Origin of the sequence: Amycolatopsis endophytica, assembly GCF_013410405.1 — a bacterium.
Lineage (GTDB): Bacteria > Actinomycetota > Actinomycetes > Mycobacteriales > Pseudonocardiaceae > Amycolatopsis_E > Amycolatopsis_E endophytica.
The window spans coordinates 3812501-3839046 of the sequence record NZ_JACCFK010000001.1; the positions used below are offsets into that span (position 1 = coordinate 3812501).

Annotated in this window: 27 protein-coding genes; 22 read left to right on the forward strand and 5 right to left on the reverse strand. The window is 70.7% G+C overall.

The window, feature by feature from the left end; genetic code table 11:
• Position 1: 1 nt before the first annotated feature.
• The gene (locus HNR02_RS18850; RefSeq protein WP_179774460.1) at positions 2 to 1183 is read right to left on the reverse strand and encodes an acyl-CoA dehydrogenase family protein; all 1182 of its coding nucleotides are present in this window, start codon (positions 1181 to 1183) and stop codon (positions 2 to 4) included.
• Between the two features lie 104 nt (positions 1184 to 1287).
• Here HNR02_RS18850 and HNR02_RS18855 point away from each other — a divergent pair, with 104 nt between their 5' ends.
• The 14 genes from HNR02_RS18855 (at position 1288) to HNR02_RS18920 (ending at position 14470) form a co-directional block, all read left to right on the forward strand.
• Positions 1288 to 1479, forward strand: a complete 192-nt coding sequence (locus HNR02_RS18855; protein ID WP_179774461.1) for a ferredoxin — start codon at positions 1288 to 1290, stop codon at positions 1477 to 1479.
• A gap of 53 nt (positions 1480 to 1532) precedes the next feature.
• Positions 1533 to 2423 carry a 3-oxoacyl-ACP reductase gene (locus tag HNR02_RS18860; protein ID WP_179774462.1) on the forward strand — a complete coding sequence of 297 codons (891 nt, stop codon included), beginning with the start codon at positions 1533 to 1535 and terminating at the stop codon, positions 2421 to 2423.
• Entirely contained in the window at positions 2420 to 3934 is a 1515-nt protein-coding gene (locus HNR02_RS18865; RefSeq protein WP_179774463.1) for an aldehyde dehydrogenase family protein, read from the forward strand. Before HNR02_RS18860 ends, HNR02_RS18865 begins: the two co-directional genes overlap by 4 nt.
• Complete coding sequence (locus tag HNR02_RS18870; RefSeq protein WP_179774464.1) at positions 3934 to 4689, forward strand: glucose 1-dehydrogenase; 756 nt, start codon at positions 3934 to 3936, stop codon at positions 4687 to 4689. The genes HNR02_RS18865 and HNR02_RS18870 overlap by 1 nt, the downstream gene beginning before the upstream one ends.
• 160 nt (positions 4690 to 4849) lie before the next feature.
• Positions 4850 to 5644 carry an MlaE family ABC transporter permease gene (locus tag HNR02_RS18875; RefSeq protein WP_179774465.1) on the forward strand — a complete coding sequence of 265 codons (795 nt, stop codon included), beginning with the start codon at positions 4850 to 4852 and terminating at the stop codon, positions 5642 to 5644.
• Positions 5644 to 6510 (forward strand): MlaE family ABC transporter permease, encoded by an 867-nt coding sequence (locus tag HNR02_RS18880; RefSeq protein WP_179774466.1) that lies wholly within the window; start codon positions 5644 to 5646, stop codon positions 6508 to 6510. The genes HNR02_RS18875 and HNR02_RS18880 overlap by 1 nt, the downstream gene beginning before the upstream one ends.
• Entirely contained in the window at positions 6507 to 7829 is a 1323-nt protein-coding gene (locus HNR02_RS18885) for an MCE family protein (RefSeq protein WP_179774467.1), read from the forward strand. Before HNR02_RS18880 ends, HNR02_RS18885 begins: the two co-directional genes overlap by 4 nt.
• The gene (locus tag HNR02_RS18890; protein ID WP_179774468.1) at positions 7826 to 8869 is read left to right on the forward strand and encodes an MCE family protein; all 1044 of its coding nucleotides are present in this window, start codon (positions 7826 to 7828) and stop codon (positions 8867 to 8869) included. The genes HNR02_RS18885 and HNR02_RS18890 overlap by 4 nt, the downstream gene beginning before the upstream one ends.
• Positions 8866 to 9897: an MCE family protein gene (locus HNR02_RS18895; RefSeq protein WP_179774469.1), complete on the forward strand. Its 1032-nt coding sequence runs from the start codon at positions 8866 to 8868 to the stop codon at positions 9895 to 9897. Before HNR02_RS18890 ends, HNR02_RS18895 begins: the two co-directional genes overlap by 4 nt.
• Complete coding sequence (locus HNR02_RS18900) at positions 9894 to 11081, forward strand: MCE family protein (RefSeq protein ID WP_179774470.1); 1188 nt, start codon at positions 9894 to 9896, stop codon at positions 11079 to 11081. The genes HNR02_RS18895 and HNR02_RS18900 overlap by 4 nt, the downstream gene beginning before the upstream one ends.
• Entirely contained in the window at positions 11078 to 12253 is a 1176-nt protein-coding gene (locus tag HNR02_RS18905) for an MCE family protein (RefSeq protein WP_179774471.1), read from the forward strand. The genes HNR02_RS18900 and HNR02_RS18905 overlap by 4 nt, the downstream gene beginning before the upstream one ends.
• A complete protein-coding gene (locus HNR02_RS18910) occupies positions 12250 to 13491 on the forward strand; it encodes an MCE family protein (RefSeq protein WP_179774472.1) in 1242 nt (413 codons plus the stop codon). The genes HNR02_RS18905 and HNR02_RS18910 overlap by 4 nt, the downstream gene beginning before the upstream one ends.
• Complete coding sequence (locus HNR02_RS18915) at positions 13488 to 13973, forward strand: hypothetical protein (protein ID WP_179774473.1); 486 nt, start codon at positions 13488 to 13490, stop codon at positions 13971 to 13973. The genes HNR02_RS18910 and HNR02_RS18915 overlap by 4 nt, the downstream gene beginning before the upstream one ends.
• Positions 13970 to 14470 (forward strand): hypothetical protein, encoded by a 501-nt coding sequence (locus tag HNR02_RS18920; protein WP_179774474.1) that lies wholly within the window; start codon positions 13970 to 13972, stop codon positions 14468 to 14470. Before HNR02_RS18915 ends, HNR02_RS18920 begins: the two co-directional genes overlap by 4 nt.
• A gap of 790 nt (positions 14471 to 15260) precedes the next feature.
• Here the strand turns inward: HNR02_RS18920 and HNR02_RS18925 are convergent.
• Genes HNR02_RS18925 through HNR02_RS18935 form a run of 3 tightly spaced genes read right to left on the reverse strand, consistent with a single transcriptional unit; the run spans position 15261 to position 18859 of the window.
• On the reverse strand, positions 15261 to 16187 hold the full coding sequence (locus HNR02_RS18925) for an anti-sigma factor RsbA family regulatory protein (protein ID WP_179774475.1): 927 nt from the start codon (positions 16185 to 16187) through the stop codon (positions 15261 to 15263).
• Positions 16184 to 17029, reverse strand: coding sequence for an MEDS domain-containing protein (locus HNR02_RS18930; protein WP_179774476.1), 846 nt, complete (start codon positions 17027 to 17029; stop codon positions 16184 to 16186). Before HNR02_RS18930 ends, HNR02_RS18925 begins: the two co-directional genes overlap by 4 nt.
• Before the next feature lie 33 nt (positions 17030 to 17062).
• Complete coding sequence (locus tag HNR02_RS18935) at positions 17063 to 18859, reverse strand: AMP-dependent synthetase/ligase (RefSeq protein WP_179774477.1); 1797 nt, start codon at positions 18857 to 18859, stop codon at positions 17063 to 17065.
• 113 nt (positions 18860 to 18972) lie between these two features.
• Between HNR02_RS18935 and HNR02_RS18940 the strand changes: the two genes are divergently transcribed.
• From HNR02_RS18940 to HNR02_RS18970, 7 genes are read left to right on the forward strand one after another with little or no spacing between them, the layout of a single operon-like run.
• The gene (locus tag HNR02_RS18940) at positions 18973 to 19374 is read left to right on the forward strand and encodes a polyketide cyclase / dehydrase and lipid transport (protein ID WP_179774478.1); all 402 of its coding nucleotides are present in this window, start codon (positions 18973 to 18975) and stop codon (positions 19372 to 19374) included.
• Between the two features lie 20 nt (positions 19375 to 19394).
• Positions 19395 to 20186, forward strand: coding sequence for a metallophosphoesterase family protein (locus tag HNR02_RS18945; RefSeq protein ID WP_179774479.1), 792 nt, complete (start codon positions 19395 to 19397; stop codon positions 20184 to 20186).
• A 39-nt stretch (positions 20187 to 20225) separates the two neighbouring features.
• Positions 20226 to 20669 carry an SRPBCC family protein gene (locus HNR02_RS18950; protein WP_179774480.1) on the forward strand — a complete coding sequence of 148 codons (444 nt, stop codon included), beginning with the start codon at positions 20226 to 20228 and terminating at the stop codon, positions 20667 to 20669.
• A 13-nt stretch (positions 20670 to 20682) separates the two neighbouring features.
• Positions 20683 to 21825, forward strand: coding sequence for an ArsA family ATPase (locus tag HNR02_RS18955; protein ID WP_179774481.1), 1143 nt, complete (start codon positions 20683 to 20685; stop codon positions 21823 to 21825).
• Positions 21822 to 22205 carry a hypothetical protein gene (locus tag HNR02_RS18960; protein WP_179774482.1) on the forward strand — a complete coding sequence of 128 codons (384 nt, stop codon included), beginning with the start codon at positions 21822 to 21824 and terminating at the stop codon, positions 22203 to 22205. Before HNR02_RS18955 ends, HNR02_RS18960 begins: the two co-directional genes overlap by 4 nt.
• A gap of 14 nt (positions 22206 to 22219) precedes the next feature.
• The gene (locus HNR02_RS18965; RefSeq protein WP_179775998.1) at positions 22220 to 23155 is read left to right on the forward strand and encodes an ROK family protein; all 936 of its coding nucleotides are present in this window, start codon (positions 22220 to 22222) and stop codon (positions 23153 to 23155) included.
• A 12-nt stretch (positions 23156 to 23167) separates the two neighbouring features.
• Entirely contained in the window at positions 23168 to 24037 is an 870-nt protein-coding gene (locus HNR02_RS18970; RefSeq protein WP_179774483.1) for an NUDIX hydrolase, read from the forward strand.
• A gap of 84 nt (positions 24038 to 24121) precedes the next feature.
• Here HNR02_RS18970 and HNR02_RS36505 read toward each other — a convergent pair whose 3' ends face one another.
• The gene (locus HNR02_RS36505; RefSeq protein ID WP_179774484.1) at positions 24122 to 24892 is read right to left on the reverse strand and encodes an IclR family transcriptional regulator; all 771 of its coding nucleotides are present in this window, start codon (positions 24890 to 24892) and stop codon (positions 24122 to 24124) included.
• Between the two features lie 102 nt (positions 24893 to 24994).
• Here HNR02_RS36505 and HNR02_RS18980 point away from each other — a divergent pair, with 102 nt between their 5' ends.
• Positions 24995 to 26542, forward strand: coding sequence for an SLC13 family permease (locus HNR02_RS18980; protein WP_179774485.1), 1548 nt, complete (start codon positions 24995 to 24997; stop codon positions 26540 to 26542).
• The last annotated feature ends 4 nt before the right edge of the window (positions 26543 to 26546 follow it).

The window sequence follows — 26546 nt, forward strand, 5'->3', positions numbered from 1 at the left end:
CTCAGCGGGTGACGGGCAGGGACAGGGCGGTGGCGGCGATCAGGTCGCGCTGGATCTCGTTCGTGCCGCCGCCGAAGGTGAGGATCAGCGCCGACCGGTGGGCGCGCTCCAGACGGCCACGCAGGACCGCGCCCGGCGATCCGGCCCGGACCACCGCGCCGGGGCCGACGACCTCCATCAGCAGCCGGTACGCCTCGATCGCCAGCTCGGTGCCGAACACCTTCGTCGCCGACGCCTCCGCCGCGCCCAGGTCACCGGACTCCGCGGCCCACGCGATCCGCCAGTTGCGCAGCTTGAGGTACTCGGCGTGGGCGTGCACGCGGGCCAGGTGCATCCGGACCCACTCCGCGTCGATGACGCGGCTGCCGTCCGGCTGCTTCGTTTCCAGCGCCCACGCCCGCACCTCGGCCAGCGCCGCGATGATCGGGGCGGCCGAGGTCAGGGCCACGCGTTCGTGGTTGAGCTGGTTGGTGATCAGGGGCCAGCCGGCGTTTTCGTCGGCGATGCGCGCGCTGACCGGGACCCGCACGTCGTCGTAGTAGGTGGCGCTCGTGCCGGGCCCGGCGACCGTGCGGACCTTCGTCCAGGAGAACCCCGGCGCGTCGGTCGGTACCACCAGGATGCTCAGCCCCTTGTGCCGCCGCGCGTCCGGATCGGTGCGCGCGGCCAGCCACACGTAGTCCGCGTACTCGATCAGGCTGGTCCACATCTTCTGCCCGTTGACCACGTAGTCGTCGCCGTCGCGGACCGCCCGGGTCCGCAGCGATGCGAGGTCGGTGCCCGCTTCCGGTTCGGAGTAGCCGATCGAGAAGTGCAGCTGCCCGCCCGCGATACGCGGCAGGTAGAACGCCTTCTGCTCCGGGGTGCCGAACCGCATGATCGTCGGCCCGATCGTGTTGACGGTCAGGAACGGCACGGGCACCCCGGCGACCGCCGCCTCATCGGTGAAGACGAGCTGGTCGAGCATCGGCCTGGCCTGCCCGCCCCACTCCTGCGGCCACCCGATCGCGAGCCACCCGTCCCGGCCGAGTTCCCGCACGGTCTCCTTGTATGCCTTGCCATCCCCGTACTCGCCACCGTCACCGGCCAGCGCCTCGCGGCGCTCCGGGGTCATCAGGCGGGCGAAGTAGTCGCGCAGTTCGCCGCGCAGCTTCTCCTGCCCTGGCGTGTAGCTGATCCGCATGCCGTCACCTCCGGCCCGGCCGGTCGTTGCTGGAAGCAGACCGGACCCGGCGCTAGTCTAGAACACGTTCTATTTCTATCAGCTGTACCGCCGAGGAGGAAGTCATGCAGGTCGGGGTCGACCGGTCGCTGTGCGAGGCGAACGAGGTGTGCATCGGGTTCGCGCCCGCCGTCTTCGAGCTGGACGACGACGAGGAGTTGCGGATCGTGCAGCCGAACGTGCCCGATTCGGAAGTAGAACGTGTTTCGCAAGCGATCGCGGCGTGTCCGAAGAATGCGCTGTTCACCGTCGAGTAAACGCCGGAGACTAGGGCTTGTTTGTGGCGAGAACAGATTCTAGTCTGACCGTCGTGGAAGGTGAGACGGAACCGCGTGTGGCCATCGTGACGGGCGCCGGGGCGGGACTGGGCCGGGCGGAGGCGCTCGCGCTCGCCCGGTCGGGCGCCGCGGTCGTGCTCAACGACGTGTCCGAGGTCGCCAAGACGGTCGTGGACGAGATCGAGTCCGAGGGCGGCCGCGCGCTGCTCGTCACCGGGGACGTGGGCGAGCGCGCCACCGCCGACGCCCTCGTCGAAGCCGCGTGCGAGCACTTCGGCGGCCTGCACGTCGTCGTCAACAACGCGGGCGTGCTGCGGGACCGGATGGTCTTCTCGATGTCCGACGAGGAGTGGGACACCGTGATCCGCGTGCACCTGCGGGGTCACTTCCTGTTGTCCCGCAACGCGACCGCGCACTGGCGCGCGCAGTCCAAGGCCCAAGGTGGCCCGGTGTTCGCACGCATCGTCAACACCGCGTCCGAGGCGTTCCTCGTCGGTTCCGCCGGTCAGCCCAACTACGCGGCCGCCAAGGCGGGCATCGTCGGCCTCACCGTCGCCACCGCCCGCGGCGCGGCGCGCTACGGCGTGCGCGCCAACGCCATCTGCCCCCGCGCCCGCACCGCGATGACCGCCGAGGTCTTCGGCGACGCCCCGGCCGAGGGCGTGGACCCGCTGTCGGTCGAGCACGTCGCCCCGCTCGTCGCCTTCCTCGCCTCGGAAAAGGCGGAGCGGATCAACGGACAGGTGTTCGTCGTGCACGGCGGCATGGTCGCGCTGCTGCGCCCGCCCGCCGTCGAACAGCGCTTCGACACCGCGGGTCCGCTGTGGACCGGTGACCAGCTGGAAACCACCGTGGGCGCCTACTTCGAAGACCGAGACAACGAGACGATGTTCGCCGCCACCGAGATCCTGGAGCTCCCATGACACTCACCGTGCAGCCGCACCGCGAAGCCGTCGGCCTCAAGACCGGTCAGCTCTACCTCGACGGCCAGTGGGGCCCGGGAACCGGCAGCGGGACCTGGACCCACCGGCATCCGGCCTCCGGCGAGGAGATCGGCGAGTTCGCCATCGCCACCGCGGCCGACGTGGACGCCGCGGTCGCCTCCGCGCGCGACGCCTTCGAGTCCGGGACCTGGTCCAACTCCCGCGCGAGCACCCGGGTCGCGGTTCTGCACCGCTACGCCGATCTGCTGCGTGAGCACGCGGAGGAGCTGCGGGGACTGCAGGCGCTGGACAACTCGGTGCCGCTGTCGTTCAGCAGCACGATCTACGCGACCTCGGTCGGTGCGGCCGCGGACGTGTTCGACCACCACGCGGGCTGGGTCGACAAGCTCGGCGGCGAGACCCTGGCGCCGTACCAGGGCGGCGACCATCTGGCGATGACCTTCCGCGAGCCGATCGGCGTGGTCGCGGCGATCCTGCCATGGAACGCGCCGTTCCTGCTGTTCGCGCAGAAGGTCGCGCCCGCGCTGGCGGCCGGATGCACCATCGTGCTCAAACCTTCGGAGTACTGCACGTTCACCGTGTTGCGCATGGCCGAGCTGCTCGCCGAGGCGGGCCTGCCCGCGGGCACGCTCAACGTCGTCACCGGCCCCGGCGATCCGGTCGGCGAAGCGCTGATCACGCATCCCGGGGTGGACAAGGTCAGCTTCACCGGCAGCCGCGCGGTGGGCCGGCACATCGTCGAAGCCTCCGCGGGCACGCTCAAGCGGGTTTCGCTGGAACTGGGTGGCAAGAGCCCGGCGCTGGTGTTCGCCGACGCGCCGAACGTCGCGCTGGCCGCCGCGACCGTCGTCGGCGCCGTCACGATGGGCCTGTCCGGTCAGGCGTGCGTCGCCAACACGCGGGCGCTGGTGCACCGCGACGTCTACGACGAGTTCCTCGGCGCCGCGCAGGGCATGGCGCAGGCGATGACCTACGGCGACCCGTTCGACCCCGGCGTGACGGCCAGCCCGCTGATCAACGAGAAACAGCTGACCCGGGTGCTCGGCTACATCGAGAAGGGCAAGTCCGAGGGCGCCCGCCTGGTGTTCGGGGGCGAACGGCTGGGCGGTGACCTGGAGAACGGCAACTTCGTCGGCCCGACGATCTTCGCCGACGTGGACAACAACGCCACCATCGCGCAGGAGGAGATCTTCGGCCCGGTGCTGGCGGTGGTCCCGTTCAGCGACGAGGAGGAGGCGGTGCGGATGGCCAACGACACCGAGTACGGCCTGGGCGCGGGCGTGTTCAGCGCCGACGTGCAGCGTGCGTTCCGCGTGTCGCGGAAGCTGCGGGCGGGCACGATCGGCGTCAACGGCTTCCAGGTCGAGCCGCACCTGCCCTTCGGCGGGTTCAAGCAGTCCGGGCTGGGCCGGGAGGGTGGCAAGTCCTCGATCGAGGCGTACACCGAGCTGAAATCGGTGTTCCTGCCGCTGACCGACGAGATGATGTGATGGGACGCCTCGACGGGAAGGCCGCGATCGTCACCGGCGCGGCCAGGGGACAGGGCGCCGCCGCGGCCCGGCGGTTCACCGACGAAGGCGCGAAGGTGATGATCGCCGACGTGTCCGACGACGAGGGCAAGGCGCTCGCCGACGAGATCGGCGCGCTCTACCAGCACCTCGACGTCTCCAGCGAGGACGACTGGGCCGCCGCGGTGCGGCGCGCCGAGGACGAGTTCGGCGTGCTGAACGTGCTGATGAACAACGCCGGAATCCTGCACTTCTCCGAGCTGGCCGACACGAAGCTGGCCGACTACGAACGCGTCATCCGGATCAACCAGATCGGTGCGTTTCTCGGGATGCGCTCGGTCGTTGAACCGATGACGCGGGCCGGTGGCGGCTCGATCATCAACGTGTCCTCTGTGGAGGGTCTGGCCGGCATGCCGTTCCTCGTCGCCTACACCGCGAGCAAGTTCGCGATCCGCGGGATGACGAAGGTCGCGGCGCTGGAGCTGGGCCGCAGGGGGATCCGGGTCAACTCGGTGCATCCGGGGATGATCGATACGAAGATGGTGTCCGACGCGGCGGGCGGGGCGGAGATCGACATGTCCTGGGTGGGCAAGAAGATCCCGCTGGGACGCGCCGGGCAGCCGGGGGAGATCGCGCAGCTCGCGGTGTTCCTGGCCTCCGACGAGAGTTCGTACTCGACCGGTTCGGAGTTCGTCGCGGATGGTGGGGCGACCGCGACCCATGCGCTGAAACTGTGAAAAGGGCAGCGACGCGCGGCGTCTCCGTTGAGGGCGGTGGCGGGCCGGCGGGCGGGGGTGATCGACTTCACGGGAATACGAAGTAAACACCGCTAACGCAAAGCGGTTTCCCGCAAGGGAGTAAGACTCAGAGCAACGAGGCTGGGGTCGCGGAGGTGTGATGGGGTCACGCACGGGAACGGTCACCATACCGGGCACCGCCGCGCTCACCCAGGTAGGCCGCTTGTCCACACTGGCCTGGGAGGTGCTGCGGGCGCTGCCGCGCCGGCCGTTCCAGTTCCGCGAGTGGATCCTGCAGTGCTGGTTCTTCGCCAGCGTCACGATCCTGCCGACCGCGCTCGTCGCGATCCCGTTCGGCGCGGTGATCGCGTTGCAGCTCGGCTCGCTGACGCAGCAGATCGGCGCGCAGTCGTTCACCGGTGCGGCCAGCGCGCTCGCGATCGTGCAGCAGGCGGCCCCGCTGATCACCGCTCTCCTCGTCGCCGGCGCCGGAGGGAGCGCCGTCTGCGCCGACATCGGCGCGCGCAAGATCCGCGAGGAGATCGACGCGATGGAGGTGCTCGGGGTCAACCCGATCCAGCGCCTCATCGTGCCGCGCGTGCTCGCCGCGATGGTCGTGTCGGTGCTGCTCAACGGCCTGGTCAGCGTGGTCGGGGTGCTCGGCGGCTACTTCTTCAACGTCGTCATGCAGGGCGGCACCCCGGGCGCGTACCTGGCGAGCTTCAACGCACTGGCGCAGCTGCCCGACCTCTACGTCAGCGAGATCAAGGCGGTGCTCTACGGGTTCGTCGCCGGGGTGGTGGCCGCCTACCGCGGGCTCAACCCGTCCGGCGGGCCGAAGGGCGTCGGCGACGCGGTGAACCAGGCCGTGGTCATCACGTTCCTGCTGCTGTTCCTGATCAACGTCGTGCTGACCGCCATCTACCTGCGGATCGTTCCGCCGAAGGCGCTGTGATGACCGCCGACACCCTGGAACGACGGGAACCCGGAGTGTCCGACCGGACGCTCGAAGCGATCGCGCGCCCCGGCGCGATCCTCGAAGGACTGGGCGGTCAGCTCTCCTTCTACGTCCGCGCGCTCGCGTGGGCACCGCGCACGCTTCGCCGCTACAGCAGGGAAACGCTGCGGCTGCTGACCGAGGTCTGTTTCGGCACCGGCGGTCTCGCCGTGATCGGCGGGACACTCGGCGTGATGATCGGCATGACGTTGTTCACCGGTCTCATCGTCGGCCTGCAGGGCTACGCGGCGCTCAACCAGCTCGGCACCGCGGCGCTCACCGGGTTCATCTCGGCCTACTTCAACACGCGTGAGGTCGCGCCGCTGGCCGCCGGGCTCGCGTTGTCGGCCACCGTCGGCTGCGGGTTCACCGCCCAGCTCGGGGCGATGCGCATCTCCGAGGAGATCGACGCGCTCGAAGTGATGGCGGTGCCCAGCCTGCCCTACCTGGTGACCACGCGGGTGCTCGCCGGGCTGGGCGCGGTGATCCCGCTGTACGCGGTCGGGCTGCTGTCGTCCTACCTGGCGTCGCGGCAGGTCACGGTGTGGCTCTACGGCCAGTCCGCGGGCACCTACGACCACTACTTCGGGTTGTTCCTGCCGCCCGAGGACGTGCTGTGGTCGTTCGGCAAGGTGATCGTGTTCAGCGTGCTGGTGATCCTGTCGCACTGCTACTACGGCTACACCGCCAGTGGCGGTCCGGCCGGGGTCGGCGTCGCGGTGGGCCGTGCGGTGCGGACGTCGATCGTGCTGATCTCGGTGCTGGACTTCTTCCTCAGCCTCGCGATCTGGGGCGCCACCACGACGGTGAGGATCGCGGGATGAGACGGGCGGTACTGCTGCGGCGGCTCTGGTACCAGGTGCTCGGCCTGGTGTTCCTCGTCGTGTGCGGGCTGTTCTTCGCCACCACCGTCGCCGCCTACAACAAGGAGTTCACCCCGGTCGCGATGGTGCGGCTGGAGACCGACCACGTCGGCAACCAGCTGCGGAAGGGCTCGGACGTCAAGATCCGCGGCGTGGTGGTCGGCGAGGTGCGCTCGATCGACGCGCTCGGCGACCACGCGGCGCTGGAACTGGCGCTGGACCCGGAGCGGCTGGGCCAGATCCCGGCCAACGTGTCGGCGCGGTTACTGCCCAAGACCCTGTTCGGCGAACGTTATGTGGCGCTGCAGATCCCGGCCGATCCGGCCGCGCGGCACATCGCGGCGGGCGATGTCATCACCCAGGACCGCAGCAGTTCCGCGATCGAGCTGGAACAGGTGCTCGACGACGTCATGCCGCTGCTGCAGGCCGTCCAGCCGCAGAAACTGGCCAGCACGCTCAGCGCGGTGTCCACCGCGCTCGACGGCCGTGGTGAGCAGCTCGGCTCGACGCTGGTCGGCCTGTCCGAGTACCTGGCCGGGCTGAACCCGTCGCTGCCCGACATCAAGGCCGACATCACCGGGCTGGCCGACCTCGCCGACACCTACGACCGGGCCGCGCCGGACTTCCTGCAGGCACTGTCCGATCTCACCACCACGACGAAGACGCTGGTGGACAAGCAGCAGGGGCTGGCGCAGATGTACGCGTCGGTGACGAACCTGAGCACCAACCTGGACAGCTTCCTGCGCGTCAACCAGCAGAACCTGATCAACCTCACGGTCACCGCGCAGTCCACTCTCGATGTGCTCGCGAAGTACGCGCCCGAGTACCCGTGCCTGCTGCAACAGCTGGCCGAAGCCGTGCCGCGCGCGTACGAGGCATTCGGCGCGGGCACCGACAAGATGAACCACGTGACGATCCGGTTCGTCGCCGACCGCACCAAGTACGAGCCGGGCAAGGACGAACCGGAGTACCTGGACAAGCGCGGGCCGCGCTGCTACCCGATGGTGCTGCCGCCGGGCCGCTGGCCGCAGTACCCGCCGGGAGGGCCGATCCAGGACGGGTCGACGCACCCGCCCGCCGGCCCCGGCGCGAGCGTTCCGTTGCCCAGCAACGGGATCATCGACGGCGGATCGTCCACGACCGCTTCGGTGGCGAACTCGCCCGCCGAGCAGGACCTGATCGCGGCGCTCGTCGAACCGGCCGCGCCGCAGGACGTGCCGGAGTGGGCGAGCCTGCTCGTCGGACCGCTCTACCGCGGGGCGGAGGTGCAGGTCCAGTGAACCGGTTCGTCCCGTCGCTGATCAAGATCGTCATCTTCGCCGCGGTCACGGTGCTGCTGACCGGGATCCTCGGCGCCACCATCGCGAACACGAACTTCGGCGTCACCTCCGCCTACACCGCGCGCTTCACCGACGCCTCCGGCCTGCACGAAGGCGACGACGTGCGGATCGTCGGCGTCAAGGTGGGACAGGTGGACACCATCACCGTCGAGCAGGACGGCGACGACAGCTACGCCGACGTGCACTTCACCGTCCAGTCGGCCTACCGGCTGCCCGCGGCGGTCACCGCGACCGTCAAGTACCGCAACCTGGTCGGGCAGCGGTACCTGTCGCTCGGGACCACTGTGGACGGTGACGGTCAGCTGGCGGCCGGGGACATGATCCCGCCGGAGCGCACCCAGCCCGCGCTCAACCTGACGGTGCTGTTCAACGGGTTCAAACCGCTGTTCCAGGCGCTCGATCCGCAGCAGGTCAACCAGCTCTCCTACGAGATCATCCAGGTGTTCCAGGGCGAGGGCGGCACGATCGAGAGCCTGCTGTCGCACACCGCGTCGCTCACGCGGACCATCGCCGACCGCGACCAGGTGATCGGCCAGGTCATCGGCAACCTCAACAACGTCCTGACCACGGTCAACGACCGCGGCCCGCAGCTGTCCACCCTGATCGAGGCGACCCAGCAGCTGGTGACCGGCCTGGCGGAGCAGCGCGGGCCGATCGGGGACGCGGTGTCGGCGATGGGTGAGCTGACCGACGCCACCGCCGGCCTGCTCGCCGAGGCCCGACCGCCGCTCAAGGACGACATCGCCGCACTCGGCGCGTTGTCCGGCAATCTCGCCGACGCCGGGCCGCTGCTCGACGAGCTGCTCAAGAAGCTGCCCGGCAACCTGGACAAGTTCACCAGGACCCTGAGCTACGGCAGCTGGTACAACTACTACCTCTGCGGGCTGACCGGAACGATCGGCATCACGTCGCTGAACATCACGCTGCCGCTGCTCCCCCTTCCGGCGACCGAGCTTCCGGAGAGGTGCAAGACGTCATGAAGCCGCTCAAGGACCGCAACCAGGCGAGCGTCGGCGCGGTCACGCTCGTGCTCGTCGTCCTGGTGACGCTGGTGTCCTACTTCTCCGACGAACTGCCGCTGCTGGGCACCGGCACCACCTACCAGGCCTACTTCGCCGAGTCCGCCGGTCTGGCGCCGGACAACGAGGTGCAGGTGGCGGGCGTGAAGGTCGGCCAGGTCACCGACGTGTCGCTGGCCGGGAAGAAGGTGCTGGTCAAGTTCCAGGTGGAGAACACCCGCGTCGGCGCCGAATCCACCGCGTCGATCGAGATCAAGACGCTGCTGGGGGAGAAGTACCTGGCGCTCGAGCCGAAGGGCGAGGGCGCGCAGAGCCCGGACGACCCGATCCCGGTCGAGCGCACGAGCACACCGTTTCAGCTGCAGGACGCGTTCGGCCAGTTGAGCGACACGGTCGGGCAGATCGACACGAACCAGCTGGCGCGGAGCTTCGACGTGGTCGCCGAAACGCTCAAGGACACCCCGCAGCCCCTGCGCGACACGCTGTCCGGGCTGTCGGCGTTGTCCCGCACGGTGTCCTCGCGTGACCAGGAGCTGCAGAACCTGCTGGCCAACACCAGTCAGGTGTCGCAGACGCTGGCCGACCGCAACGCCCAGCTGACCGCGATCATCAACGACGGCAACCTGTTGCTCGGCGAGCTGCAGCGCCGCCGGGACGCGATCAGCGCGCTGCTCACCGGCACGCGTCAGCTGGCCACGCAGCTCGCCGGTCTGGTCGCCGACAACCGGGCGCAGCTGCGGCCGACGCTGGAACGCCTCGGCCAGGTCACCGACATCCTGCAGAACAACCAGGACAACCTCAGCCGCAGCCTGGAACTGCTCGCGCCGTTCACCCGCGTCGGCGCGAACGCGACCGGCAACGGGCGCTGGTTCGAGGGCTACATCTGCGGTCTGCTGCCGCCGGTGATCAAGGCGGGCGGCCTGTCCATCAACCCGGAGGGCTGCACCCCGCCGATCTCGGCGCCGGACCAGGGAGTGGGGGGCGGATGACGCTCGACACGAAGGCGTCGCGGAGTGTGTACCGCTGGGTCGCCACCGGATGCGTGCTCGCGCTGCTCGTGACCGCCGGGCTGTTCCTGGTGTTCCGGGACGGCGGCGGCACGAAGATCTCCGCGTTGTTCGACCGCACCGTCGGCCTCTACGCCGGATCGTCGGTGCGCGTGCTCGGCGTGCAGGTCGGGCAGATCACCGACGTCACCCCGGAGGGCGCGAACGTGCGGGTCGACATGACGGTCGACGGCGACGTGCAGATCCCCGCCGACGCCGGTGCCGTCGTGGTCGCGCCCAGCCTGGTCAGCGACCGGTACGTGCAGCTCACCCCGGCCTACGACAGCGGGCCGGTGATGGCCTCGGGCACGCTCATTCCGCAGGACCGCACCGCGACGCCGATGGAGCTGGACGACCTCTACGGCACGCTGGACAAGCTGTCCACCAGCCTGGGTCCGAGCGGCGCCAACGCCAACGGCGCGCTGTCCGACCTGCTGGACACCGCGGCGGCCAACCTCGACGGCAACGGCCAGAACCTCAACACCACGGTCACCGATCTGGCGAACCTCTCGCGCACGCTGGACAACTCCAAGGACGACCTGTTCTCCACCGTGCGCAACCTGCAGTCGTTCACCACGACCCTGGCGGACAGCGACGCGCAGCTCAACGAGTTCTACCAGCGGCTCGGGGACGTGACCGGGTTCCTCGCCGACGACTCCGACGACGTCGCCGCGGCGTTGTCCGCGCTCGGGAACTCACTCGGCGACGTGCAGTCGTTCGTCGCGGAGAACAAGGACCTGCTGACATCCAATGTGGACAAGCTGGCGAGCGTGACGCAGGTGCTGGTGGACCAGCGGGCGGCGCTGGCCGAGGTGCTCGACGTCGGCCCGACCGGCATGACGAACTTCATCAACTCCTACGACGCGGCCTCGGGCAGCATCGCGATCCGCTACAACGCCAACGAGTTCACCAACCCGCTGATCACCACACTGTGCCGGCTGATCAAGGCGTCCACGCCGGTCGGGCTGCCGACGACGGTGAGCGACGTGTGCGAGGCCATCGCGCCGGTGGTCGAGGGGATCGCGAAGATCCCGTCGATCCCGCAACTGCTCGCGGACATCACCAGCGGCAAGCTGCCGCCGCTGCCCCTGCTGCCGCTGGTCGACATCCCGGAGGCGGGGTCATGAGGCGCCTGACCGGGGTGCTGTGCGGGGTGCTGCTGCTCGTGGCGGGTTGCGGATCGGCCGGGTTCTCCGGGCTGTACAACACCCCACTGCCGGGCGGCGCGGACCTCGGTGACCACCCGTACCGCATCACCGCGCAGTTCGCCGACGTGCTCGACCTGGTGCCGCAGGCCGCGGTGAAGGTCAACGACGTGCCGATCGGGCGTGTGGACAGCGTCGAGCTGGCGCCGGACACGAAGTCGGCCATCGTGCACATGAGCGTCAACGGCGACCTCACGATGCCGGAGAACTCCTTCGCCCAGCTGCGCCAGTCGAGTCTGCTGGGGGAGAAGTTCGTGCAGCTCGCCGAGCCCGCCGGGGAGCCTGCCGCGGGTTCGCTGCGCGAGGGGTCGGCGATCCCGCTGTCCCGCACCAACCGCAACCCCGAGGTCGAAGAAGTCCTCGGTGCGCTGTCGCTGCTGCTCAACGGTGGCGGCGTGAACCAGCTGGCCGACATCACCCGCGAGCTGAACCACGCGCTCACCGGCAACGAGGCCGAGATCCGCGCGATGCTCGCGCGGGTGGACCAGCTGGCCACCGAGCTGGACGGGCAGAAATCGGAGATCATCCGTGCCATCGACGGGCTCAACCGGCTCTCCGGCACGCTCGTCGCGCAGACCCAGAACCTGACCACCGCGCTGGATGATCTCGCGCCCGGGATGGCGGTGGTGACCCAGCAGCGCGACCAGCTCGTCGGGATGCTCCAGTCGCTCGACCAGCTCTCCGGCGTCGCCGTAGACACCATCAACGCGAGCCGCGATTCGCTGGTGGAGAACCTGCGGGCGCTGCAGCCGACACTGTCCAAACTGGCGGAAGCGGGAGCGGATCTGCCGGAGGCGTTGAAGATCCTGCCCACCTACCCGCTGCCGGACGTCGCCGGTGACGTGGTCAAGGGCGACTACGCCAACGTGACCGCCCGGGTCGACCTCAACCTGGACTCGATCTTCCAGAACATCGCCAACTCCGGGAAGCTCCTCCCGTCGATCCAGCTGCCGAGCAACAACAGCACGTCCACGCAGACCGCGGACGTCCCGCTGCCGCTCACCGCGCCGGGCACATCGGGGACGCAGCCGCAGACCGGATTGCTGCCCGGGATCACCGGCCTGCTCGGCAGCCTGCTGGGAGGGACCCCGTGATCACCCGCAAGCACCGGATCCAGCTGCTCGCGTTCCTGCTGATCGCGCTCGCGTCGGTCGGCTACGCGGGCGGCAAGTATGCCGGGCTGGACCGGCTGTTCGGCACCAGCGGATACCTGGTGACGGCCAACCTGACCGAATCGGGCGGGATCTTCGAGGGGGCCGAGGTCACCTACCGCGGCGTCGCCGTCGGGCGGGTGACGAAGCTGCACCTCACCGGCGAGGGTGTCTCGGTCGACCTGGACATCACCTCCGGCGAGAAGATCCCGGCCGACACCAAGGCCGTGGTCGCGACCCGGTCGGCGGTCGGGGAGCAATATGTCGATTTGCGACCCCAGCACGAGGACGGGCCGTACCTGGAGAACGGGTCGGTCATCACCAGTGACCGCACGGCCATCCCGCTCTCGCCGGACACCGTGCTGGCGAACCTGGACCAGCTGGTGTCCAGTGTGGACACGCAGTCGCTCGAGACCGTGGTGGACGAAACCTACGACGCGTTCGCCGGCAGCGGGCCCGATCTGCAGCAGCTGCTCGACACCGCAAACGCTTTCACCAGCACCGCCACGGAGAACCTGCCGCAGACCAGGCAGCTGCTCTCCGACGGGCGGACCGTGCTGGACACGCAGCGGCGGCAGTCCGACACGATCACCTCGATGGCCACGCAGCTGCGCACGATCGCCGGGCAGCTCAAGGGCGCCGACCCCGACCTGCGCAAGGTGATCGACTCCACGCCGGGGCTCGCGCAGGACATCGACAACATCCTCGCGACGGCGGGCACCGATCTCGGGGTGCTGACGGCGAACCTGCTGACCACCGCGCAGATCACGTCGGTCCGCACGGACGCGGTCGAGGAGCTGCTGGTCGCCTTCCCGGTGATCTCGGCGTTCACGCGGTCGGTGTGGTCGAACGGTGAGGGGCACCTGGGGCTGGTGCTGAACTTCTTCGACCCGCACTCCTGCACGAAGGGGTACGAGACGACGGAGCAGCGCCCGGCGAACGACACGAGCGAGATCCCGGCGAACGAGCAGGCATACTGCGCCGAACCGCCGGGCAGCGAGACCGGGGTGCGGGGCGCGCAGAACGCGCCTTACGCGGGGAAGCCGGTCAACCCGGCGAAACCGTCCACGGACACGGCTACCGCGCCGCCTGTGCAGGCTTCGCAGCAGTTGCCGGGTGTGCTCGGGCTCGTGAGTGGAACGGTGGGGTCGCTCGGGCAGTTGCTGGGGCTGCCGGGATGACGCGGCTGCCGCGCGTCCTGGGCGCGCTGGCCGTGGTGGCGGTGCTCGCCGCGGCGTGGTTCGGGTGGAGCTGGTGGCAGGCGGCGACCGACGACGGTCTGGTGCGGGCGCGGGACCGGGACGCGGTGCTGGCGGCGGCGGGCGACGCGCTGGTCACGCTGAACACGATCGACTACCGGGACGGGTCGGCGGCGATCGACCGGTGGCTGGCCGTGACGAGCGGGCAGCTGGGCACCTCGCTGAGCGGCGACCGGCAGGCGCAGCTCGACCGGGCCACGTCGGCGCAGATCGTGGCGACGGCCTCGGTGCGGCAGATCGCGGTAGTGTCCCTGGACGGTGATGCGGCGCAGGTGATCGCGGTGCTGGACGTCTCGATCGCGTCCGGTGGCGGTGCGCCTTCGCCGGGCCGGAGCCAGGTGCTCGCGGACGTGGCGCGGGCCGACGGGGCTTGGAAGATCACGTCAGTGCAGGCGGCGACATGACCCGGCGCGTGGCGATGTGGGTGTCGGTGCTGACGGCGATAATCGTGCTGGCGGGCGGGTTCGCCGGATGGGCCGCGGTGCAGACCGGGCAGTGGCAGACCGCCAACGACGCACTTGCTGACCAGGCGGCCACCGGGGAGGTGGCGGACCAGGTCGGTGCCGCGTTGAAGGCCGTGTTCTCGTACGACTACGGAAACCTGGCGCGCACCGAGCGTGCCGCGGCTTCGGTGCTGGTCGACGATGCGGTGGGCCAGTACAACGCGACGTTCGCCGCAGTGCGACAGCAAGCCGAAAGCCAGAAGCTGATCCGGACCACGGCGGTGAGCTCGCTGGGAGTTCAGGAGCTGCACGGCGGCACGGCGCGGGTGCTGGCGTTCCTGGATCAGCAGACGTTGAACACGGTGAGCGGGGAGCAGACCTCTTCGTCGGCGGCCCTGTCGGTGGTGGCGCGATTGTCCGATGGATCTTGGAAGATCTCCGTCCTCACTCCTTTGTGAGTGTGCCGCCACGCGGGTTCCCGCGCTGCGCGCGGCTGGACTGGGCTGTGGCCGCCCCAATTTTTGATTGTTTCTGCGGCCGATCAGGCGGGGTCAAGGCGGGAAAGAGTACCTTGACCCCGCCTGATCGTCCGCGGAACCGGGCTTCGGATCGGGGTGCGGGGGGAGTGCTGGGCGGCTGGTGGGCTGGTTGGCGTTGCCGGGCGGCGATTCGGTAGGTGGGCGGCGTCCCGGAGGAGCAAACACGCTGCCGCGAACGGCCAACACGCTGCCCGGAGGGGCAAACACGCCAGCGGGAGCGGCAAACACGGCGCCGACGCGCCGTGTTTGCCGCTCCGGGCGCCGTGTTTGCCGTTGGGGGCGCTGTGTTTGCTGCTCCGGGCGGCGTGTTGGCTGCTCCGGGACCGGTGCCCGGCAACGGAACGCAACCCACCTCCCGAACCAGCCCTGTCCCGCAACCCGATCCCCAGTCAGCTTTGGCGGTCGATCAGGCGGGTCAAGGTACTCTTTCCCGCCTTGACGCGTCTGCTCGGCCGCTAAAGACACTGAAAGATCGGGTTCGGGAGGGCCAGGACGCCGGGCGCGCAGCGCCCAGGCGCCGGGGCGTAGCTTGCGAAGCCGGCGCCTGAAGCCGCGCGCAGCGCAAAGCGCGCGCAGCGGGAGAAACCCGCGCAGCGCAGAAACCCGCGTAGCGCGAAGGAACCCGCGTAGCGCAGAAACCCGCGTAGCGCGAAGGAACCCGCGCAGCGCAGGAACCGGCGCAGCGCAAAACCCGCCCAGTGACCAAGAACTAAGAAGCCAGCCGCAGCAAGGCGTATTGCGTCGTGCTGCCCGCCACCGTGTGGGTTCGCACCAGATCGGCGAGCTGGTGCACCAGCAGCAGGCCCCGACCGCCTCGGGCGCGCGGGTCAGCGGGGTACCGGCCTGCCAGCGGGTCGGTCACGTGACCACCGTCGTGCACCGCGCAGAACAGGTGTTCGTGGTCGTGCCAGAGCGCGATCCGGCAGGAGCCGGTGGCGTGGCGGAGGCTGTTGGTCGCCAGCTCGGTGACGATCAGCTCCAGGTCGGGCACCCGTTCCTCGTCGAGGCCGAAGCGGGCCGCCTGCTCCGCGGCCCAGTGGCGGGCGCGGCGGACGTCCCGCTCGGCGGTGACGGCCAGTTCGGTGAAGGCCGGTACCTCGGCCAAGGGGCGGTTGTACCGCGCCAGCACCGAGTCGGGCGCGTACCGGTCGCTGGCGTAGCGCCGGTCCGCTTCCCACACCTCCGGGTGGGTGGCGCGGGCGTCCTCGACGACGTCCGGCTCCAGCGTGGCAGCGTCGTACGGGCAGACAATGGTGACTCCGCGGCCGGTGAAGGCGCGGTTGATCAGTGCCTCGTGCTGGGCGCACGCCGGGTACTCCGTGGCACTGCGGCCCGCCCAGATCGGTTCCCCGACGATGCGCACGTGCCGTCCGGGATGCGCGTCGGCGAACCGGCGCAACACCGACGGGATGATGCGCCCGGGGTTGCGGCCGACCTCGTTCATGTCGAGCCACACCACGCGATCCGCGTCGACGGCCGGGCGCAGCACCCGCAACCGGTCACCGGGCACGGCGACCGCGACCGGCTCGTCCCGCGCGAGACCGTCGGTGACGAACGGGATCAGCGCCTCCAGGTACTCGGCGTCGGAGCGGTAGAAGAAGGCGGGATGGACGAAATCGCCGGTGGCAGCCGTCACGCGATCGCCTCCACCCGCACCGACGGCAGGTCCAGCAGCCCGGCCAGCCGGGTGGCCCCCGGCCACGAGGTGCGCAGCACGAGCGTCGCCTCCCGCGCGCGGGCGAAGGTGTCGAGCCGGACCAGGCTCTTGTGGTCCAGGAACCGCAGCCCGCTCGCGTCGACCATCAGGTGACCGCCCACCGGCCGTGGGTCCGCCCGCTCCAAAGCGGCCGCCAGCCGTGCGCCGGTGGCCAGGTCCAGTTCGCCCGCGAGACCGGCGGCGTATCTGGCCGATCCGAACAGCCGGAAACCCGGGTCCACCGAGGTGTTGCCGGCGGGGTGCATGCACGCCACCTGCGCGACCACGTCGTTGCCGACCCGCCGCCGGTCGTAGGCGCACATCGCCGAGAACGGCCGCAACGCCATGTACTGGTCCATCACGTGCTCGTACCGGGCGAACGCGGCCAGCTGCTCCGGCGTCACGACCAGCGGGGTGCAGTCCGCGGCCACCCGCAACCCGGTGTACCCGGACGCCAGAGCGTTCTCGGTCGCCTCGGCGTAACCGCGGGCCTGCGTCTCCGGATCGACCACGGTGCCGACGGGGTAGGCGCCGTCGGCGGAGACCAGGCGCGCGGCGCCGGTGCGCAGCGCCTCGTCCACGCCCTCCATACCGCGCAGGTGCCCCGCCAGTGTCGCGGTGTCCCCGGCCGCGACGTACCAGACCTGGTGGCCGCGGGAGAGCCCTTCGGCCAGGAACTCCCGCGCGCGGGCGCGGAACTCGGTGTGCTCGTCGAAAGCCCAGCACACATGCCCCTGGGGCCCCAGCCCCAGGGGACGGTCGACCGGACCCGCCGCGCGCATGCACCCAGCGTACGGCACGGCGGGAAGGCCACCCTACTTCTGGTAAAGCCCCTCGATCGAGGTCGCGTGGTTCTTGGTGACGACGTTGCGCTTGAGCTTCATGCTCGGCGTGATCTCGCCGCCGGCCTCGGTGAAGTCCTGGGCCAGGATGACGAATTTCTTGATCGACTCGGCGTGCGAGACCAGCTTGTTGGCCTCGTCGACGGCGCCCTGCACGGCCGCGACGAGGTCCGCGTCCTGCGCCAGGTCGGCCACCGAGGCGTCCGCGGGCTTGCCGTTCTGCGACTTCCAGGCCGGGAAGAACTCCTCGTCGATCGTCACCAGCGCGGCGATGAACGGGCGCTGGTCGCCGACCACCATCGCCTGGCTGATCAACGGGTGCGCGCGCATGGTGTCTTCGAGACCGGACGGGGCGACGTTCTTGCCGCCCGCCGTCACGATGATCTCCTTCTTGCGCCCGGTGATCTTCAGGAAACCGTCGTCGTCCAGCTCGCCGAGGTCGCCGGTGTGGAACCAGCCGTCCTCCAGCGACTCCTTGGTCGCGGTTTCGTTGTTGAAGTAGGCCCCGAACACGACGCCGCCCTTGAGCAGGACCTCACCGTCGTCGGCGATCCGCACCGAGGTGCCCGCCACCGGACGGCCCACGGTGCCGACGCGGAACGCGTCCTGCGTGTTCACGTTGGCCGCGGCGGAGGTCTCGGTCAGTCCGTAGCCCTCGAACACCGGGACGCCGATGCCGCGGAAGAAGTGCGCGAGCCGCGCGCCCAGCGGAGCGCCACCGGACACCGCCGCGATGCACCGGCCGCCCAGGGCGGCACGCAGCTTGCCGTAGACGAGCTTGTCGAACAGGAAGTGCTGCGCCTTGAGGCCCAGCCCGGCGCCGCCGGAGTCCTGCGCTTCGCTGTAGGACACGGCGGTCTGCTCGGCGGCGTCGAAGATCTTGCCCTTGCCCTCGCTGTGGGCCTTCTGCTTGGCGCCGTTGTAGACCTTCTCGAACACGCGCGGCACGGCCACCACGAACGTCGGCCGGAAGGTGCCCAGGTCGGCGACGAGGTTCTTGATGTCCGGGGTGTGGCCGAGCGTGACGCGCGCGGTGAGGGCCGTGACGGCGATCGCGCGGGCCAGGATGTGCGCCAGCGGCAGGAAGCACAGCAGCGAGTTGCCCTGCTCCATCAGCTGCGGGAACGCGGCGATGTCGGCGCGGATCTCGGCCAGCAGGTTGCTGTGGGTCAGCTCGACACCCTTGGGCCTGCCGGTGGTGCCGGACGTGTAGACGATGGTCGCCAGGTCACCGGCCCCCACCGCGCGACGCCGCTCGTGCACGGTGTCGTCGGCGACTTCGGCACCCAGGGTGGTCAGCTCGTCCACGGCGGGGCGTCCGGCCTCGATCTGCCAGGTGTAGCTCAGCGCGGGCAGCTGGTCGCGGACCTCGTCGACGGCGGCCAGGTGCTCGCCGGTCTCGACGAACACGCCCTTGGCGCCGGAGTCGGACAGGATCCAGGCGACCTGATCGGGTGAGGACGTCTCGTAGATCGGCACCGTGACCGCGCCCGCGGCCCAGATCGCGAAGTCGAGCAGCGTCCACTCGTAGCGGGTCTTGGACATCAGGCCGACCCGGTCGCCGCGCTCGATCCCGGCCTCGACCAGGCCCTTGGCGACCGCGATGACCTGGGCGGCGAACTCGCGGGCGGTGACGTCCAGCCAGGAGCCGTCCACCTGGCGCCGGAAGCTGATGGCGTCCGGGAAGCGCTCGGCGTTCGCCCACACGATGTCGGCGAGGTTCTCGTCGTCGGCAACCGGCTGCACTGCCGGGGCGCTGTACTCGCGCACGGTGGACCTCCGTGGTTCAAGGGTGTTACTCGCCAGTCACAACTTAGCGTCGGTGACACCTTACGACCAAGGGGGCGGACCCCCGGTCACACGGGCATGACATTCTCACTCGCGTGAGCACGCTCAATGGTGCGCCGCCCGGCATCGACATCGTCGACGAGACCTTCCTCGCGGTGCCTCCCGGCACGGTCGCGGCGGCGTTCGCGGACCCGGCCGCGTGGCGCAGGTACTGGCCCGACCTCGTGCTCGACGTCTACACCGATCGTGGGGACGAGGGGTTGCGCTGGACCGTGCGGGGCGCGCTGGTGGGCACCATGGAGGTGTGGCTGGAGAGCACGCTCGACGGCACCCTGCTGCACTACTTCCTGCGCGCCACCCCGCGGACGCCGATGACGCCGCGGCAGCTGCGCCGCGAGTTCGACCACCGCGCCCGTGCGGCGAAGGCCGTGGCGCTGGGGTTGAAGGAGATCCTGGAGGATGGACGCGAGCCCGGGATTCCCCCACGGAGTTCTTAGCATCGCTAAACTGGGGAATCATGCGCGTTCATGTGGTGTCGGACGTCCACGGCAACACCGAAGCCCTGGCCAGGGCGGGGGACGGTGCCGATGCGCTGATCGTGCTCGGCGACCTGCTGGATTTCGTCGACTACCACCAGCACGACCAGGGCATTCTCGGCACGCTGTTCGGTGCGGAGAAGGTCGCCACGTTCGCCCGCCTGCGCCGCGAGGGCACCCGTGAGGAGTCGATCGCGTTCTCCCGGTCCCTGTGGTCGAGCCTCGACGACCCCGCCGCCGCGGTGGCCGACGCCGTCCGCGAGCAGTACTCCGCCCTGTTCGGCGCGATGACGGCCCCGACCTACGCGATCGCGGGCAACGTGGATTCGCCGGATCTGTGGCCGGAGTTCGCCGGGGGCGATGTGCGCCTCGTCGAGGGTGAGGTCGTCGAGATCGGCGGTCTCAGGTTCGGGTTCGCGGGCGGGGTGGTGCTGCCCGCGGGTGCCACGATCCGCCGGTCGAACCCGGTGTGGCGGCCGTTCCTGCGGACGCAGGAGGAGTTCGACGAGGCTGTCGGCAAGCTCACCGACATCGACGTGCTGTGCACGCACCAGCCGCCCGCGCTGCCGGAACTGACCTACGACGTGGTCGCGCGGCGGCACGAGCTGGGCTCGTCGGCCCTGCGCGGGCTCATCTACGCGGAGCAGCCGAGGTGGTCGTTGTTCGGTCACGTGCACCAGCCGCTGTCGACGCGGCTGCGGGTGGGCCGGACGGAGTGCCGCAACGTCGGTCACTTCAAGGTCACCGAGCGGCCCCACGTGCTGCGGTGGTGACTGCGGTGCGGGAGGCGACCAGGCGGTAACCTCTCCGCCATGGCCGAGCAGTCCACGCAGTCCATCGAGGTCGAGGCGCCGCCCGAGCGGGTCATGGCGGTGATCGCGGACTTCGGATCGTACCCGGAATGGGCCAAGCAGGTCCGGGAGACCGAGGTGCTCGCCACCGACGAGCAGGACCGCCCGAGGCAGGTCAAGCTGACGCTGGACGCCGGGCCGATCAAGGACGTCTACACGCTGGAGTACGACTGGGCCGCCGACGGCCGCTCGGTGAGCTGGCACCTGGTGCGCGGCCAGATGCAGAAGGCGCAGGACGGCCGGTACGAGCTGGAGACCACCGGCGAGGGGCGCACCCGTGTCACCTACACCCTGTCGGTCGAGCTGGTGCTGCCGATGATCGGGCTGCTGCGCCGCAAGGCGGAGAAGATGGTGATGGACACCGCGCTCAAGGAGCTGAAGCGCCGCGTCGAGGACCTCGCCTGAGGGCGGGACCGCCATGACGCGGCTGCTGCTGTTCACCGGCAAGGGGGGCGTGGGCAAGACGACGCTCGCCGCGGCGACGGCCGCCGGGCTCGCCGCGCGCGGCTACAAGACGCTGGTCGTGTCCACCGATCCCGCGCATTCGCTGGGCGACGCGTTCGGCAAACGGCTGGGCCGTGAACCGTCCGACGTGGACACCCGGCTGCACGGCGCGCAGGTCGATTCGCGCGGTCTGGTCGACGACATCTGGCAGGACCTGCGCGGCAAGCTGCGCGGTGCGCTCGCGGGCGCCGGGGTGGACGCGCTGGACGCCGAGGAGCTCAGCGTCCTGCCCGGCGTGGACGAGCTGCTCGCGCTCACCGAGGTGCAGCGCCTGGCCGAGGCGGGCCGCTGGGACGTCGTGGTGGTCGACTGCGGGCCGACCGCGGAAACGCTGCGGCTGCTCGCGCTTCCCGAGGCCGTTTCCGGGTACCTGGACAAGGTGTTCGGCTGGCAGCTCACGCTCACCGGGTCCCGCGCCGTGGTGAAGTCCGTCCGTGAACTGGCCGCGCACGTCACGGCACTGCGGGAGCTGCTGACCGATCCGGCGGTCACCACGGTGCGGCTGGTGCTGACGCCGGAGCGGGTCGTGGTCGCCGAGGCGCGGCGCACGCTCAGCTCGCTCGCGCTGCGCGGGATCCGGGTCGACGGGCTGATCGCCAACCGGCTCATGCCGGCGCCCGGGGTGTGGCGCGGCGCGGCGGCGTCGTGGATGCGCACGCGGCGGAGGTCGCAGGATCGCGTGCTGGGCGAGCTGACGTGGGAGCTGTCCCGCGTGGAGTTCCGCGCGGAGGAACCGGTCGGGCTGCCCGCGCTGCGTGAGATCGCCACGGAGCTCTACGGTGAGACGGATCCGTTGACGGGCAACGGTTCTGATGTCGCGCCCCTGCTGACCGTGACCGAAGTGGACGGTGGGTACCGGTTGCGGCTGGCGCTGCCACTGGAGCGCGACGCCGACCTCGACCTGGCGCGCGTCGACGACGATCTGGCGGTCACGGTCGACGGCTTCCGCCGGCTGGTGGCGTTGCCGGAGTCGTTGCGTCCCTGCGTGATCACCGGTGCGGAGTCCGATGCGGACGGTCTCGTCGTCTCGCTGACCAAACCCGGGGAGGACGCATGACCACCGGTGAAGGGGTGACCGCGGCGCGGCTGGCCGAGGAGATCCGGCTGCTCGTGGAGATGGTCGTGGAACGCGCGGCGCCCTGGCTGGACGGGGTGGTCGCCGCGGGGCACGGGCCGGACGACGAGAAACCCGAGAGCGGCGCAGACTGCGGCTGGTGCCCGGTGTGCGCGGTGGTCGCCGTCGCGCGCGGGGAGAAGCCGGAGTTCGTGGCGCGGGTGCTGGAGCAGGCCGCGCAGGTCATCGCGTTGCTGCGGGCCGTGCTGGCGGACCGGTGGGAACCGCAGGAGGGCGTGCACATGCCCGGCTTCCAGCCGCCGCGGCCGCAGCCGGATTCGGGGCGGGTGCAGCGCATTCCGGTCCAGTGGCGGGAGCAGTAGTGCTCGCGATCGGTCTGGACGTCGGTGGCACGAGTGTCCGCGCCGGGGTGGTGGACGGGCGGGGCTCGATCCTGGACACCGCGCGGGCGGGCACCCCCGGCACGCAGGACGCGCTGGAGGACGCGATCACCGGCGTGATCGACGAGCTGCGCAACCGCCACGACGGGGTGGAGGGTGTCGGGCTGGCGGTGGCCGGGTTCATCGCCAACGACCGCCGCACGGTGATGTTCGCCCCGCACCTGGCGTGGCGGCACGCGCCGGTCGCGGACCGGATCAGCAAGCGCGTCGGCCTGCCGGTGACGCTGGAGCACGACGCGAACGCGGCGGCCGTCGGGGAGCACCGGTTCGGTGCCGCGCGCGGGGCCGGGGTGGCGGCGCTGGTGGCGATCGGCACCGGGATCGGCGCCGGGCTGCTGCTCGACGGCGAGCTGTACCGCGGCGCGAACGGGGTCGCGCCGGAGCTGGGGCATCTGACGGTGGTGCCGGACGGGCGCGCGTGCCCGTGCGGGAAGTACGGCTGCTGGGAGCGCTACTGCAGCGGGACGGCGCTGGCCGCGACGGCGATCGAGCTGCTGGCCCGCTACCCGGGCAGCTCGACGATCCTGGCGCGGGAGATCGCGCTCGACCCCGGCGCGCTGACCGGCCGCCGCGTGGCCGGTGCCGCGCGCGACGGCGATCCGATCGCGCAGCGGGCCGTGGCCGAGCTGGCGAAGTGGCTCGGTGAGGGGCTGGCGCTGGTCGCGGACGTGTTCGATCCGGAGATCGTGGTGATCGCGGGCGGGGTGTCGGAGTCGGCGCCGCTGTTCCTCGACGAGGCGCGCGAGCACTACGCGGCGGCTGTCACGGGCGGGCGGCATCGTCCGCTGGCGCGGATCCGGACCGCGCAGCTGGGCGATGACGCCGCGCTGGTCGGGGCCGCCGCGCTCGCTCTGGAAGCCGGAGCGGTGTGACAAGCTGAACGGATGACCCCTGATGACGGCGACGGCTTCGTGTACTGCGAACGCGGCCATCGGCACTGGGGCCTCTACGGTGCCGCCGGTCTGCTGCTGACCGATCCGGCGCGGGGTGTGCTGCTGCAGCACCGGGCCTGGTGGACGCACCACGGCGAGACCTGGGCACTGCCCGGCGGCGCCCGCCGCGGCCACGAGTCCGCCTGCCAGGCGGCGACGCGCGAAGCCGGGGAGGAGGCCGCCGTGCCGGTGAGCGCGGTGCGGCCGACGGCCGAATCGGTGGCCGACCACGGCGGCTGGACCTACACGACGGTGCTGGCCACCACGCGGCACCCGGTGCGGGAGCGGGTCGTCAACGAGGAGAGCGCCGAGCTGCGGTGGGTGCCGCCGGGTGAGGTCGCCTCCTTCCCGCTGCACCGCGATTTCGCCGTCGCCTGGCCGGCACTGCTGGAGCAGCTGGACCGCGAACTGGTGCTGGTGGTCGACGCGGCGAACGTGGTCGGCTCGCGACCGGACGGCTGGTGGCGCGACCGGGCCGGCGCGGCGGAACGCCTGCGGGACCGGCTGTCCGGGCTGGTACACACGGGCGTCCGCGGCCCCGACGTCGGTCTCGGTGACGCCGGCTGGTCATGGTGGCCGCGGGTGCAGATGGTCGTCGAGGGGCAGGCGCGGGACGTCACTCCCGCGGACGACGTCGAGGTCGTTTCCGCGGTGCGGGACGGGGATTCGCAGATCGTGGAGAGCGTGCGCAAGGCGCGGGACGCGCGGCCGGAGGACCACGTCGTGGTGGTGACGGCGGACCGCGAGCTGCGCTCCCGCGTCGAGGCCGAGGGCGCGGGCGTGCTGGGCCCCTCGACACTGCTGAACCTGGTCGAGGGCTGACCGCAAGACTCGCGCGCCGGAGCGTGGAACTCGTGGCGTCGGCGAGTTCCACGTTCCCGTCGGCGAGTTCTGCGTTCGCGAGCGTCAGTCGGCGTGGCCGAGGCGGGCGGAGAGCGTGGCGGCGGCTTTGCGCACCGTGGGTGTCAGGGCGACCAGCTCGTCGCGGCCCGCGCGGACCGCGGGGATCGACACCGACAGTGCCGCGCTGACCGAGCCCGTGTGATCGCGCACCGGCACCGCGACCGCCACCACGCCGCGCACGCGTTCCTCCAGTGAGATCGCGTACCCGTCGGCGCGGACGCGGGCCAGCTCGTCGGCGAGCCGGACATCCGCACCGGGAAGCCGGGCGAGCACGGCGTCGATCACGTCCGCGGGGGCGTGGGCCAGCAGGACCTTGCCGGGCGCGCCCTGGTGCGGCGGCTTCGCGGCGCCGAGGTCGGTGTAGGTGCGGCGCAGCGCCTGCAGTGACTCGACCTGCGCGATGGTCCGCCTGCTGGGTGCGGCGTCCAGGATGTGCAGGCCCACGGTCTCGTCGGTCTGGTCACGCAGCCACGTCATCACCGGCCGGGCCTGCACGTCCAGGGACAGCTGGTCCCGCGCCGCCTCGGAGAGGCCGAGCAGCCGTGGCCCGAGCGAGTAGGCGCTGGAACCGGGGACCTGCGCGAGCATGCCGTGCGAGGCCAGCGCGCTGACCAGGCGGTGCGTGGTGCCGCGGGACAGCCCGGTGTGTTTGGCGAGTTCGCTGATCCCGACCACCGGCCGGGCACGGGAGAAGGCGGTCAGGATCGCCACGGCGCGGTCGATCGACTGCACCCCGGACGGCCGTTCGGCCGCCTCGCCGTCCCCTGTTGTCACGGCCTCAGCCTATCGGCGCCCCTTGCCATGTCCGTGCCCTGCCTCCTACAGTGCCCGCTATACGGAACACGGTATCGCATTACGGGCACTCCCGGAGGATGCATGGAAACCCAGGTCCGCAACGAAGCGGAACCGGCCGTCACACATCCCAGTCGTCAAGAACGCTTCGACACCATCCGCGGCCGCGTCGGTCTCGTGCTCGGCCCGCTGGTCTTCGCGGTCGTGCTGCTGGCCGCGGGCGGCCTGCCCTGGTCACAACGGGCCCTGGCCGCGGTGCTCGTGCTGGTCGTCGTCTGGTGGGTCACCGAGGCCGTCCCGCTCGCCGTGACCGCCGTCTTCGCGATCGTGCTGTGCGTCTTCCTCGGCGTCGCCGACGAGGACACGGTGTTCGGCGCGTTCGGCAACGACACGATCTTCACGTTCCTCGGCGGGTTCGTGATCGCCCGCGCGATGACGGTGCACGGCCTCGACCGGCGCATCGCGTTGCGCGTGCTGTCGATCGGCGCGGTGGTGAAATCGCCCGCCCGCACGGTGATCGCGTTCGGCGCGATGGCGGTGGTGATCTCGGCGTTCATCTCGAACACGGCCACGGTCGCGATGCTGTTCCCGATCGGCATCGGCATCGTCGGCGCCGTCAACGCGATCAACGTCGAGAAGGGCGGCCGGGACCTGAAGTTCTCGCGCTGGTCCACCGCGCTGATGCTGATGATCGCCTACGGCGCCTCGATCGGCGGGCTGCTCACCCCGATCGGCGCGCCGCACCAGCTCATCGGCCGTGACCTGGTCGAGGAGCAGACCGGGCGCACGATCAACTTCGTGGAGTGGGTGCTGACCTTCGCGCCGATCGTGCTGGTCATGTTCGTCGTGTTGTGCGTGGTTCTGTTGTGGCTCAACCGGCCCGAGGTCGGCAGGCTGGACGGCGCGGCCGAGTACGTCGCGGCCCAGCGCGCGCAGCTCGGCGGGTTCTCGCGCGGCGAGGCGAACACGTGCGTGGCGTTCGCGCTCGCGGTCGTGCTGTGGACCGCGCCGGGCGTCGGCAGCCTGATCCTGGGCGACGACAACGGTTTCGTCGACCTGATGCACGAACATCTCACCGAGGGCGTCGCGGCGATCTTCGCGGCGACCGCGTTGTTCCTGCTGCCGCTGCGGCGTTCGGCGGGCCGCCGGGAGGCGACACTGTCCTGGTCCGAGGCGGTGAAGATCGACTGGGGTGTGATCCTGCTGTTCGGCGCCGGGACGGTGATCGGCTCGCTGTCCTCGGAGACCGGCCTGGCCAAGACGCTCGGGTCCGCGCTCGCCGAGCACCTCGGGGTGTCGTCGCTGACCGCGATCACCATCCTCGCCGCGGTGACCGGCCTGATCATCTCCGAGACCACCAGCAACACCGCCAGCGCGGGCATCGTCGTGCCGATCGTGGTGCCGATCGCCGTCGCGGTCGGGGTCAACCCGCTGGTGCCCGGGCTCGTGGCGACGGCCGCCGCGGGGTACGGGTTCATGCTGCCCGTCTCGACTCCGCCGAACGCCATCGTCTACGGCTCCGGGATGGTGCCGATGACGCGGATGATCCGCAGCGGCGCGGTGTTCGACGTCCTCGGTGTGGCGGTCCTCGTCACCGGAGTCCTGCTCATGTCCAACCTCGTCGGTTTCTGACACC